The organism is Haladaptatus sp. W1 (genome assembly GCF_001723155.1).
Lineage (GTDB): Archaea > Halobacteriota > Halobacteria > Halobacteriales > Haladaptataceae > Haladaptatus > Haladaptatus paucihalophilus.
Genome location: NZ_MEIH01000106.1, coordinates 1 through 12,715, shown reverse-complemented (window position 1 = coordinate 12,715; position 12,715 = coordinate 1). Strand labels below are relative to the sequence as shown.

Below are 12,715 nucleotides of genomic sequence, written 5' to 3'. Positions count from 1 at the left end.
AGCGAAGAGATGAAAGAGAAATTGCTCCCCAAACTGGCGACCGGCGAGAAACTGCTGCAATGTTTCGCCCTCACCGAACCCAACGCCGGTTTCGATTCGACCAGTATCACGACGACCGCGGAGCGAGATGGTGATACCTACGTCATCAACGGGCAGAAGACTTGGTGTTCACGCTTTCACGCGTCGGACTATATGGTACTCGTCGCTCGCACGACACCGAAGGAGGAGGTAGCGAAGAAGACCCAAGGAATGAGCCTCTTCCTCATTGATATCGAAGATGCCAAAGAACAGGGGGCGGTCGACGCAACCGAGATAGAGAAGAACATCCGTGCGGCGGTTCCCTCGTATGAGATCTGGTTCGAAGACCTCGAAGTACCGGCGGAGAACCTCATCGGCGAGGAGGGAAACGGATTTTACCAAGTAATGGACGGTCTCAACGAGGAACGCGTCGTCATCGCTGCCGAAGCGGTGGGATTAGCACGCGTCGCCATCGACAGGGGTGTTCAGTATGGCACGGAGCGCGAGGTGTTCGACCGACAAATCGGCAGCAATCAGGCGATTCAGCACCCCCTCGCCGACGCGTACGCCCGCATGATGGCCGCGCGCAACATAACCTACCAGGCAGCCCGCGCGTTCAAAGAAGGTCGAGATGTCGGTGAGGCGGCCAACATCGCAGCGTATATGGCACGTGAAGCCGCGTCCAAGGCTGCCGATGCCGCCGTTCAGACGCACGGGGGCTACGGGGTCGCCGTCGAATACGACGTCGAGCGATTCTATCGTGAGGCTCGGCTCACCCGTATCGCACCAATCAGCGACGAAATGATACTTAATTACATCGGAGAGCACGTTCTCGACCTCCCTCGGTCATACTAAGTATCCATGTACGCACTCAACGATATCGACGTACTTGCCCTCGAAAGTGGTATCAGCGCGCCATTTTGCACACGAATCCTCGGCGATCTCGGTGCCAATGTCGTCAAAATAGAGCGTCCCGGGGTCGGAGACGTGAACCGTCACTGGGACACGGCAGTGCGGGGAAACTCCTCTGCACACGTCTGGGTCAATCGAAACAAAAAGAGCGTCGAACTCGACCTTAAAAGCGAGGAGGGAAACGCGATTTGTCGAGAACTCGCCGGAAAGGCTGACGTCGTCGTGCAGAACTTCTCTCCCGGCGTCGTCGAGAGCCTCGGCCTCGACTACGAGTCGCTCCGCGAAGAGAACGAAGCCCTCGTCTACCTCAACATCTCCGGCTACGGTCGGGACGGCCCATACGAGAACCGTAAGGCGTACGACATGGTGATGCAAGGCGAGACGAGCCTCATCATGATGAACGGTAGTCCAGATGCCCCCGCGAAGATTCCGCTTTCGATCTGTGACATCAACGCCGCGATGTACGGGACCATCGGAACGCTCACCGCGCTGTTCCAGCGCGAACGTACTGGAGAAGGACAAGAACTCGACGTGACGATGTTCGGTGGAATGCTCTCTTGGCTCGGTTATTTCCCGCTCAAGTACTGGTACAACGACGAGATTCCAGAACGCGTGGGGATGCGCCATCATTTGCTCACGCCGTACGGACCACACGAAACGAGCGACGGTCAGTACATCAACTTCGCTGTTCTCTCGGAACCACATTTCGAACTGTTCTGCGAGGAGGTCATCGACCGACCCGACCTCTTGGAAGATGATCGCTTCGCTACGAACGAAAAGCGGATCGAACACCGAGAAACGTTCGAATCCGTCGTCGAAGACGAGATTGCAACTGAATCGCGTGATCACTGGGCAGACAGGTTAGAAGCCGTCGGCCTCCCGTGGGGTGACGTCAACCAAATCGACGAAGTACTCGAACACCCGCAAACCGATTACTTGGAGATGGTGCGCGAACTCGACACCGAAGCAGGACCCGTCAAATTCATCGACAACCCACTGGATATGAACAAGGCAGAGCTACGCCGGGAGAAGATGCCCGACCTCGGTGAGAACACAAAAGAAGTGCTCGAAACGCTTGGATACTCCCGAGATAGCATCGAATCGCTAGAGGACGCTGGCGTCATCTGATCCTCGGTCAGTGGCTTTCACTCCTTTTTATATCCGCCTGCGTGTGGTCCCGAATCGATTCGTCCATTTCATATCGAACGTGGAGCACTCAGCCCACCGAACGGCATCTCAAAAACACACATTATTAATTTTAATATTTATTGAAAATATTAAAAATAGATAGCTGTGATGAGAAAGTTCGAGTAATGGGAGTATTCTCGTCGTTAATGGCGTGACACCGTTGAACATACGTGAATTTGTGGTCTACGACTACTACTGAAGAGTCTGTGAACGAGTAATCATGGTCTGTCATTACAAAATATGAAAGATATTGGAGAAAACTTCTCGAATCCGCCTCCCTTCGGTCCCAAATATATGACCAGCATTACAACCCTATTTATGTAATGGACAGGGAGAGATTTCCCGGATGGCAAGGGCGAGGAGCCGAATAGCCATCTGAAACTGGCGTTCGGGTTCCCAATCTACGGTCACTCTGCTAATTCTTCCAATACCCATATATAATTCTTATAAAATTATTTGAATGCACACTCATCAGTCATTTCCGGGGACTCATTCCTTAATAGAAGAGGGTTGATAATCACGGAGATAGCTAGTAAGGACGGGTGAGAACTGCAACTACAAACGACTGCGTCCGTTGATTCATTCTCAAGAGACCCAAGCGGTCGCTAATCACACCACTGGCGAATGACCCCGCGAACCGCTATGGAAGACTGGTAGCGGCGATTTAGACTCCATCTAGTGCTTACACGGGACGAGTAGGTAGCCATATCCGACCATCGGTACCCCCAACGAGCATCGCCAGGACCGGGACGGCGCGGATCGATTTGCAGGCTGTGGTAGTGCTATTCCTAATCGCTTCGAATGGATGGATTTCAACGACTCTATAGATTGCAAATAGATTGATAAATACCAGATATGACTAGATGATTGAATAGATACTGTCGTATTTCTAGACATCTATTTTGGACATATTCCGGCATCCTACGAAGTAGAACTACTTCGACGAAGTGTCAGTTTATTTGATAATATCGCTTTGACGTTCCCTTTCAACGACCTCTTGTCACGAGTCCGATCCACAGTAGTTTAACGCGCTCGAAAATTAGGATTTCACGAGAAGTCGGAGCATTTTACATAGAAGACTGAAGCAGCAACTCCCCACTTATCGGCCGAATTAGTGGGATCGCATTCGAGCACGAATGATGCTCAATCGAAGCGAAACGTCTCCATCGAAGTAGTCCCTCCACGTCGTTTTCACCATTTATCCGCCAGCATGCGTGTAAATAATAAACGTTTTATTAAATCATACTGCTAGGTTTCTATTTTTCATCTATAAACTTTGTATTATATCTATAAAATTGGGATAGATATATGTATAGATACAACAGTCATGAATATATGGGTAGAAAGGTCACCCGCAGAGGGATACTAACCATAACTGCATCGACAGCTTTCTTCAGCCACACCGGAACGGGGACAATGACCGGAGATCCATCGGGTCACGGTCACGAAGACGAGGAGGGACCAACTCTCCATCGATTCGCGACGAGCGCCACCGGTGCGGAGGTGACGGGACTCTACGTCACAGAGGAGGGACAGCTCTTCTTCAACGTCCAACACCCGAGCCGCGAAAACGACGACCCGTACAACGAGGGAATCATCGGAGCCGTCGTCGGGGTCAACATGAACGACCTTCCGCGGGACTTCCCGAGCGTTCAACCGTCCGAAAACGAGAAACGGGCGGCCGACGTTCGGTTGGCGCGTGGGAGCTACCAAGTCCTTGCACAGGGTGGCGACGAAACCGACAGTGGTGAGTCGCTCGGCATCCCGACCACGCCGGACGGAACGCCGGTCGGTGACCTCGAAGGATCGGATTACTCGGAGTACGGGTACTGGCCCGATTTCAACGGCTTCGTTCCGGACGACGAGGCGAGCGACGAAGGCTATCTGTTCACCAACTTCGAGACGCAACCGGGGATGATAACCCGACTCCACCTCCGTCAGCGCGGGAAAAACGGCGGCTGGAAGGTTATCGGTGCCGAAAACGTCGACGAACCGCTCCGCCGCGTTGAGGGGACGAACATCAACTGCTTCGGGAGCGTCAGCCCCGAGGGGGTGCCGCTGAGCGCAGAAGAGCAGTACTCGCATCCGGCCACTCGGTTCTGGAACCGGCCGAAACCGGCCACCATCGACGACAGCCCCGGCATCTCCGCCGACGGGGTGCAGGGGAGCTTTGGCCTCAACGGCGTCGAAAAACAGGCGTTGTATCTCGGCGGGACGCGGGACGGAGAGGAAGTCGACGTCCCCGAGAACGGAACGGCGACGCTCATCTCCGACACCTACGCCAACCCGTACCGCTATGGCCACATCGTCGCGATGGGGAACCCGACCGCGGACGACGTGACCGACGTGGAAGCTACGAAACTGACGACGTTCGGCCGCGCGGCACACGAAGTAGCGGTGGTCATGCCCGACCAGCGAACCGCGTACACGAGTTCCGACGGCACCGGGAAGTGTTTCTACAAGTTCGTCGCCGACGAGGACGTGGCCGGACGCGGAGACGTCACGGAGTACGGTTCGAAGGGGACGCTGTACGTCGCGAAAGCGAGCCAGCAGGGGAAACTGAACGGCGATCCTGCCGAGGTCGGCTTCGAACTCGACTGGATACCGCTCGGACACGCCGACCTCGACGAAATCGAATCGTGGATAGCGGAGTACGACGGGGTGACACAGGCCGACTACCTCGCGATTCGAGAGGAGGTCGATGCGTTGGACGACGACGCGAGCCTCGCCGAAATCGACGCCTATGTCGAGGAGAACGGAAACCCGTTCTACATCACACCCGAGGAAGTCGACGCGTGGGCGGAACAGTACGAAGACGGCGGAATCGGCAGTATCGACGAAGAGCTCCGTCGCGTCCCGTTCCTCGAAACCCGGCGGGCGGCCGCGGCCGTCGGTGCGACCGACGAGTTCCGCAAGATGGAGGGCCTCAACATCCGCACTGGGGCCGTCCCTGGCGAAGACTTCCTCTATATGGCGATTTCGGAGACGAGTAAGACGATGAACGACGAGGAGGGGGACATTCAACTCAACGGTGACGAGTGGGGTGCGGTCTACCGACTGCCGTTGGAGGCTGACTACGACGTTTCGCGGATGGAACCCGCGGTGGTCGGCGGGCCGAACGCCAACATCTGCGGCGGCTGTCCGTACGACGCGCGACCAGATTCAAAGAGCAGCGTCTGTCCCGACTGCGGGTATAATCCGACCGAGGAGGACGAGAACGGGATGATCGGCGGTGGCATGAAAAAGCTCGGGAAGGCCGCATCCGACCTCGTGACCGGTGACGACTTCGAAGAGGAGAACGTCATCTCCAACCCGGACAACCTTGTGGTTATGCGAGACAAACGAGTCATCATCGGCGAGGACACGACCAACGAGGGACACGCGAACGACAACATGATCTGGATTTACACCCCCGACAGCTATTGATCTCTCCGCGCGTGAATGCGCGGACCGACGATATCTCTCGGTGGGGAAAAGTGACGGGGCGGGGGGTGAGTCAGGAGTGATGGCGCCAGACTCGGAGAGTACCTTATGTCAGAGGCAGCCTCGCCACAGTACGTAGCTTTACGAGGTTGAGTAAATGCTTTGTGGTGGTGTCGAAAAATGATACGCTCGTTTTCGGTAATAATATCGGCCGCATCGCCCGTCGGCCGAATCGACGAAACTGCATTCGAGCACGAACGATGTGCAACCGACGCGAGAGACTTTCACCAGGGTGCTTCGTTCACGGCGTCGACGACCTCAGCACCCCATCACATCGGTGTTGTCATGGCCGTTCGTTTCGCTTCCGAACCAGCGGAACGATTCCAAACTGACCGCGTATGCGTCCCCGGTTCTTGAATACCGAATCGCGTACACAGTCGGATACCACCCTTCCGTCGGGAACGCCGTCGGCATCTTGATGGGCCGCCGAATCCCAGTACAGAGGTCACGGAAGAACGACCGCGTGACCATCGGTTCGAAGAATATCAGTTCGGCGTCGAACGTGCCCCAGAGGAACGTCTGGGTGAACGACTCGCCGTTGAACTCCGGTGCGGTCAGGTCCATCAAGTGGTTCCCCATCCCCGGTTCGACGGCACCGAGCGACTCGTAGTCGGGTGGTCGTTGACCGGGCGGAAGGGGTTCCGTCCCTCGCTTTAGCGTCTCACACGTGACCGCGGTGGACGCCCGCGGACAATCGCCGTTTTTGATTTCCGTTCGCTTTTCCCGCGGCATCAGATAGAAGTGGAAGTCGAAGTGGGGGACGGCGTAAACGTCCGGCGGCGGGTGGCCGGTCGGATTCCAGTTGAGCATGAACCAGCGGAACGGGATGGAAGCGGCCGTCTCCGGAAACCCGAGCACGGTTTCGTGCCCGCAACACGGCGCTTTGCCGTCCGGGATGGTCCACTTCCCGTCGGTCGGTGCGGTCGGTAACCCGTCCAGCGCGTCGGCGGTGAACTGGACGCCGACGGAGCGAGGTTTCTCGGAACCAGTGCTCGCAACGAACGTCCGAATCGTCCCGTTTCCGACGGCGGCGGGCGGTCCCCACGCGATTCGCTCCGACGGTGGACCCACATCCGTCATCCCTCGCTCGGGGGGCGACGTTGAGGATGGCGACTGCTCGTCCGTGCCGGTCGCTTCCGTGCCGAGGGTGGCGTGCGCTCCGATGGCGCCGACTCCCAGCGCTTTCAAAAGGTTGCGACGATTCGGCTGCATTTGCCGTTCGTGTAACGGTCGGGTCTGACTTATTCTTGCCCCCACCCCGTCACCGAACCGTCCGTCGCTCGACGGTACGGGCGAAGTCGCAGGTGCGTTCCGACCCGTTCGGCCGTCAGACCACGCGAACCGGAACGTCGAGGATGCCGAGGACGCGCTTCGTCGTCGACCCGATGAGCGGCTTGTCCGGGTCCGACCGTCCGCGTCTCCCCATCACCACCAACTCGATGTCCTGGTCGCGGACGTACTCGACGATTTCGTCCTCCGGGATTCCGGATTTCACGACGGTAACGCAATCGACGCCGCTTTCGTCGGCTCGGTCTTTCACCTTGTCTACGAACCCCTGTCCCTTCTTTTCCAGTCGCTTTCGGGTTTCCTTGATGTCGCTCGGCGTGGCGACGAAATCCGCGTCTCCCATGTCCATCACGTACAGCGCGTGGACCGTCCCGCCGCTCTCGGTTACAAGTTCGACCGCTTGCTCAGTCGCGCGTTTCGCCGCTTTGCTCCCGTCGGTCGGCACCAAAACATCGTTGTACGATATCGCACCCGTTTCGTCCATGCGTACTCTCTCGACCCGATAGCTAATGAAACGATGCCCCCGTTTCGAACGCCGTTAGCGAGGGTGAGAAGGAACCGCCGCTCGACACGAACGTCACTCAACCTTCAAGAGGGTTGGCCGGTGAATATCCGACTGACAACGATGGATTCAGGAGACGAGGAGTGGTCGCCGTGATACCTGCGCAGTTCACGGAGTTGTTCGGGGCGAATCCGGTCGTCAACGGACTCGTTGGGGGACTAATCATTGCGTCTTTCAACCTCCTCGGGGCGTCGTTGGTGTTCGTCTGGCGGGACCCGTCCGAACGAGCGATGGACGGCGCACTGGGGTTCGCCGCTGGCGTGATGCTCGCCGCGAGCTTCACGAGCCTCATCCTCCCCGGAATCGAAACGTACTCCAACGGCAACCCCATCCCCGTCTTGGTCGGGATGGCCGTGGGTGCCCTCTTTTTGGACCGGTCCGACGTGCTGGTACCGCACGCACACATCCTTCTCTCCGGCCAACGCCGTCCGGATGCCGCCAATCCGGACGCCGATTTGACGGTGGACGACGAGCGACTCGCCGGTGTCGTCCTGTTCATCCTCGCTATCACGCTTCACAACATGCCCGAGGGACTCGCGGTCGGCGTCGGGTTCGGAAGCGGCAACCTCGACACCGCCGTCCCGCTCATGCTCGCCATCGGCATTCAGAACATCCCCGAGGGATTGGCGGTGTCGGTGGCCGCCATCAACGCGGGATTGGACAAACGCTTCTACGCCGCGTTCGCGGGGATTCGCTCAGGCGTGGTCGAGATTCCCCTCGCGGTGCTCGGCGCGTACGCCGTCCAAACCGTCTCGGCCTTGCTCCCCTACGCGATGGGATTCGCCGCCGGAGCCATGCTGTTCGTCATCAGCGACGAAATCGTCCCGGAAACGCACACGAAGGGACACGAGCGTATTGCGACGTTGGGGACGATATTCGGCGCTATCGTGATGCTGTATCTCGACATCTCGCTCGGATAAATTGCCTCGGAGTCAAGTGGTTCGAGAGACCGACGGTCTCTCGTCATCACCAGAAGCCTCCGGCTTCCGGTTAACAGTCAGATTCCATCGGAATCTGACAACATTGCCAGACGGAGTCTGGCAGGCGGTCAGAACGGACGTTCTGACAGCATCATGGAACTCTTCGATTTCCGAACGACCCCGAGGGATTTGGCCTGCTCCACCTGTAGACACCGATTCCACTCGATTGTACGCACTCGTGGGGACTACAAGCGACCCAAGAGGACGTCTGTGTCCTCGATTCCCTCGATGACGAATTCCATGAACTGGTTCGCCTTCGCCCCGTCAACGAGGCGGTGGTCGTACGAGAGGTTGAGGTCGATTTGCGGTCGCACCTCGACTTCGCCGTCGATGGCGACCGGTTCCTCCCGAATCCGACCGATACCCATGATGGCGACTTCGGGGTAGTTGATGATGGGCGTCCCTGACGTTCGGTGTTCGCCGAAGCTCGCGAGGTTGGTCACCGTGAAGGTGCCGTCCTGCATATCTTCGAGGTCGATGGTGCGCTCGCGCGCCTGTTCTGCGAGGTCGGTCATCTCCCGTGCAACTTCGACGATGGATTTGCTATCGATGTCCCGTATCACGGGCACCATCAGTCCGTTGTCGGTGTGAGTCGCGAACCCGACGTTGTAGTAGTACTTCTCGACGATTTCGTCGGTGGTGTCGTCGATACTGGCGTTCACCATCGGGAATTCCTTCAGCGCCGGAACGACCGCCTTGAGCAGAATCGGCGTGTAGGTGATGTGCACGTCGTGCTCGGCATCGAGACGTTCCTTGAGGTCCACGAGTTCGGTGGCATCGGCTCGGAACCCAGAGGTCAACTGCGGGACGACGGTGGCGGAGCGGGACATGTTCTCCGCGATGCGAGCGCGAAGCCCCGAGAGGTCGCGTCGCTCGGCGCGCTCCTCGTCCTCGTCGATTTCGACCGGTTCGATTTCCGTGGTCGGATGTTCGATGGCGTAGGTCCCCTCGCCCCCGGACTCGGCCGTTCCGCCGGTCGCCGCGCCGCTGGACACTCGCGCGTCGATATCGTCGCGGACGACGCGACCGTTCGGCCCCGACCCGTCGATGGACGCGAGGTCCACGCCCTGTTCGCGAGCGTACGCTCTGGTTCGCGGTGCCGCGAACACCCGCTCCTCGGTCGTCGCCGGGGACTGCGATTCTTCACCCTCGGCTTCGCTTTCGGCCTCTTCTTCCGCTTGCGCTTCCGCCGTCCTTTCGGTTTCTGCTTCCGCTTCCGCCGTCTCCTCGGACTCCGTTTCCGCCGCCGCTTCTGTTTTCTCCTCCTCGGGTTCTTCCTCCTCGGCTTCCGCCTGTGCTTCCTCGGATTCTTCTTCCTCGGCTTCCGTCCCCTGTTCGGTGTCAACCCCTTCCGCCGCCTCTTGGGCCGCCTCGGCTTCCTCGCCGCCGCTCGGCGGCGAGTCCGTCTCGATGACGACTATCACCTCACCGACCTGCACGACGTCGCCCGGTTCGGCCTGCCGCTCCTCGACGGTGCCGGGACAGGGCGACGGAACGTCCGTGACCGCCTTGTCGGTCTCCACCTCGCAGAGGACGTCGTGCTCCTCGATGTCGTCGCCCTCCTCCACGTGCCACTCGACCAGTTCCGCCTCGGTCAATCCTTCGCCGGGGTCGGGAAGTTCGAACTCGTAGTCGGTCACGGCGACCACCTCGGTCGGGGGGTGCCGGGGTCGGCGAGTGGTATCGAACGTCGCTGTCGGTCTATCGGTCGTTCAGTATTCATAGCTCATCACCGCCTCGATGGCGTATTTCGCCCGCTCCGCGTCCGTGAGATAGTCGTCTTCGATGTCGTTGTCCGGGAAGTGAACGTCGTAGCCCGTCGCCCGTTTGACGGGAGCCTTCAACCGGTCGATAGCGTACTCGTTGACCAGCGCCGAGAGTTCCGCGCCGAGGCCGAGCGTGCGCCGCGCTTCGTGGACGACGACACACCGGCCGGTCTTCTTCACCGACGCCAGAATCGTCTCCACGTCGAGCGGGGAGAGCGACACGAGGTCGATAACTTCGACGTCCGCATCGACTTCCTCCGCGGCGCTCTCCGCGTGGCGGACCATGGCCCCCCACGTGAGTACCGTCACGTCCTCGCCCTCGCGGACGGTTCGGGCCTCATCCAGCGGGAGCGTGTATTCGTCCGTCGGCACCGGTTCATCGAAGCCGCGGTAGATGCGTTTGGGTTCCATGAACACCACCGGGTCGTCACACCGGATGCTCGACGCCAACAGTCCCTTCGTCTGGTACGGCGTACTCGGGCAGAGGACGCGGACGCCCGGCGCGTGAATCTCGAACGTCTCGGTCGATTCCTGATGGTATTCGAGCGCCTTGATGCCGCCGCCGTACGGCATCCGAATCGTCATCGGCAGTTCGATATCGCCCCCGGTTCGCTCGTACATCTTGGCGACGGCGTACATGAACTGGCCGAACGCAGGGTACGAGAAGCCCATGAACTGGATTTCGAGAACCGGCCTGTCGTCCCGCATCGCCATTCCCACCGAGGTCCCGACGATGCCGTTTTCCGACAGCGGCGTGTCTATCACGCGGTCCGGGCCGAACTCGTCGAGAAGTCCCTCCGTGGCTCGAAAGACGCCGCCGATGGGGCCGATGTCGTACCCGAGGATTCGCATCGCGTCGTCCCGCGACATCTCCTGACGGAGCGTGTGGTTCACCGCCGTCACGATGTTCCAGTCCTCCGTCTCCACGTCGTCCTCGCTGGGGTCGAGCGGCGCGATGTCGATATCGAGGTCAGGACCGTGCCCCTCCCACTGCTCGGTGTCGAACGCCTCCCCGGTGAAATCGGTGAACGGGTTTTCTCCCTCCTGTTCGCGCTGGAACTCGGTTCGCTGGTGTGCCTCCCGCCACGAGGTGCCGTGGAGGTGGTGGTCGAACATCCGCATCGGGTCGGTGTCGGGGACGCTCCGGGCCGTCTCGACCGCATCGTCCACCTCGGCATCGACCTCGTTTCGAATCTCCTCGCGGCGGTCGTCGTCGAGGAGGTTCCGATTGCCGAGATACGTCGAAAACCGGTCGATGGGGTCGCGCTCCGCCCACTCCTCTTTCAGCTCCCCCGCGTCGCGGTAGAGGTCCGCGTTGTCGGAGGTGTTGTGATTCCCCATTCGGTACGTGACGCATTCGACCAGCGTCGGTCCGCCGCCCTCGCGGGCGCGTTCGACCGCTTCGCTCGCCGCGTCGTAGACGGCGAGCACGTCGTTGCCGTCGACGCGTTCGTGTGGAACGCCGTACGCCTCGGCCTTCTTGGCGAACGTCTCGGCGGCGGTCTGGCGCTGTGACGGTTCCGAAATCGCCCACTGATTGTTCTGCACGACGACGACGACCGGCGCGTCGAAGACGCCCGCGAAGTTCATGCCGTCGTGGAACGACCCCTCACTCGTGGACCCGTCGCCGATGAAAACCATCGAAACGGTGTCGCGGTCGCGGAGCCGGTCGGTCATCGCCGACCCGGCCGCGTTCGTCACGTTCACGGCGACGGGCGTGTAGTCCGGCGAGAAGTTCACCGGAGAATCCCAGTCGTCGAGTCCCTCGGCTATCGTCTCGGGTTCCTGCCCGGTCGTCCCGAGAATTATCTTCGCCATCGGCACGTCCCAGTGGAGCAGCGCCGCGTTCTGTCGGTAGGTGTAAAACACCCAGTCGTCCTCGTCGAGCGCGGCCGCGGCACCGAGCGGCGTCGCCTCCTCACCGAGTTCGCGGGCGACGAGGCTTGCTTCACCGCTTCGCTGCATGTTCAACATCGTGTCTTCGAGTCGCCGGGTCGCGACCATCGTCCGGTAGAACTCAACGAGTTCGTCGTCTTCGAGACTCGGCACGTCCGCCCCGTCGAGGAGGTGGCCCTCGTCGTCGAGGAGTTGGCGGAAATCGCGCGGGGGGTCCCGCTCGGACCATTTCTCCTCAGACATGGGTGGATACCGATGCTGTGAGACCCGTCGGTGGCTTCGTGTCGGTGCGAGGCGATTCGTTCGTCGGCGAATGGATGGGCTGGTTCATGATTTGGTTGGCGTCTCGCATCAGTCGTTTCGCGTGTGAATGGCGTGGTCGTGAGCGTTGGCCGCGGCTTCCTTTGCGGCCTCCGAGAGCGTCGGATGGGTGTGAATCGTCGCGGCGACGTCGTCCACGGTCGCGCCCAATTCGAGCGCGAGGCCGAACTCGGCGACGAGTTCCGACGCTTCCGGGGCAACGAGTTGCGCGCCGAGGAGATACCCCTCGTCAGCGTCAGCGACGACGCGGACGAATCCCTCGTCGTCGTCGAGTGTGAGCGCACGGCCGCTCGCCCGGAGCG

Annotated in this window: 8 protein-coding genes and 1 pseudogene; 4 read left to right on the top strand and 5 right to left on the bottom strand. The window is 59.8% G+C overall.

Annotated features, from left to right (window positions below; genetic code table 11):
* The 3 genes from BG842_RS06040 to BG842_RS06030 all read left to right on the top strand — a co-directional run.
* The coding region (locus tag BG842_RS06040) for an acyl-CoA dehydrogenase family protein (RefSeq protein ID WP_083252450.1) at positions 1-873 on the top strand (873 nt) is incomplete at its 5' end.
* Between the two features lie 6 nt (positions 874-879).
* A complete protein-coding gene (locus BG842_RS06035; protein ID WP_069450074.1) occupies positions 880-2,058 on the top strand; it encodes a CaiB/BaiF CoA-transferase family protein in 1,179 nt (392 codons plus the stop codon).
* A gap of 1,476 nt (positions 2,059-3,534) precedes the next feature.
* Positions 3,535-5,544, top strand: coding sequence for an alkaline phosphatase PhoX (locus BG842_RS06030; RefSeq protein WP_069450073.1), 2,010 nt, complete (start codon positions 3,535-3,537; stop codon positions 5,542-5,544).
* 315 nt (positions 5,545-5,859) lie between these two features.
* Here BG842_RS06030 and BG842_RS06025 read toward each other — a convergent pair whose 3' ends face one another.
* Both BG842_RS06025 and BG842_RS06020 read right to left on the bottom strand, forming a co-directional pair.
* Entirely contained in the window at positions 5,860-6,813 is a 954-nt protein-coding gene (locus BG842_RS06025) for a DUF5602 domain-containing protein (RefSeq protein WP_069450072.1), read from the bottom strand.
* 115 nt (positions 6,814-6,928) lie between these two features.
* Positions 6,929-7,372, bottom strand: coding sequence for a universal stress protein (locus BG842_RS06020; protein WP_069450071.1), 444 nt, complete (start codon positions 7,370-7,372; stop codon positions 6,929-6,931).
* Between the two features lie 161 nt (positions 7,373-7,533).
* Between BG842_RS06020 and BG842_RS06015 the strand changes: the two genes are divergently transcribed.
* Positions 7,534-8,370: a ZIP family metal transporter gene (locus BG842_RS06015; RefSeq protein ID WP_069450070.1), complete on the top strand. Its 837-nt coding sequence runs from the start codon at positions 7,534-7,536 to the stop codon at positions 8,368-8,370.
* Between the two features lie 245 nt (positions 8,371-8,615).
* Here BG842_RS06015 and BG842_RS06010 read toward each other — a convergent pair whose 3' ends face one another.
* The 3 genes and pseudogenes from BG842_RS06010 to BG842_RS06000 form a co-directional block, all read right to left on the bottom strand.
* A complete protein-coding gene (locus BG842_RS06010) occupies positions 8,616-10,070 on the bottom strand; it encodes a dihydrolipoamide acetyltransferase family protein (protein WP_069450076.1) in 1,455 nt (484 codons plus the stop codon).
* Positions 10,071-10,142: 72 nt separating this feature from the next.
* A complete protein-coding gene (locus BG842_RS32995) occupies positions 10,143-12,335 on the bottom strand; it encodes a thiamine pyrophosphate-dependent enzyme (RefSeq protein ID WP_069450069.1) in 2,193 nt (730 codons plus the stop codon).
* Between the two features lie 108 nt (positions 12,336-12,443).
* A pseudogene (locus tag BG842_RS06000) lies at positions 12,444-12,715 on the bottom strand (dihydrolipoyl dehydrogenase); the annotation flags it as partial.

Bases quoted from the DNA above. Each gene is read 5' to 3' on its own strand.
- BG842_RS06030 (WP_069450073.1), top strand. From the start codon at position 3,535: ATGACCGGAGATCCATCGGGTCACGGTCACGAAGACGAGGAGGGACCA.
- BG842_RS06035 (WP_069450074.1), top strand. From the start codon at position 880: ATGTACGCACTCAACGATATCGACGTACTTGCCCTCGAAAGTGGTATC.
- BG842_RS06025 (WP_069450072.1), bottom strand. From the start codon at position 6,813: ATGCAGCCGAATCGTCGCAACCTTTTGAAAGCGCTGGGAGTCGGCGCC.
- BG842_RS06020 (WP_069450071.1), bottom strand. From the start codon at position 7,372: ATGGACGAAACGGGTGCGATATCGTACAACGATGTTTTGGTGCCGACC.
- BG842_RS32995 (WP_069450069.1), bottom strand. From the start codon at position 12,335: ATGTCTGAGGAGAAATGGTCCGAGCGGGACCCCCCGCGCGATTTCCGC.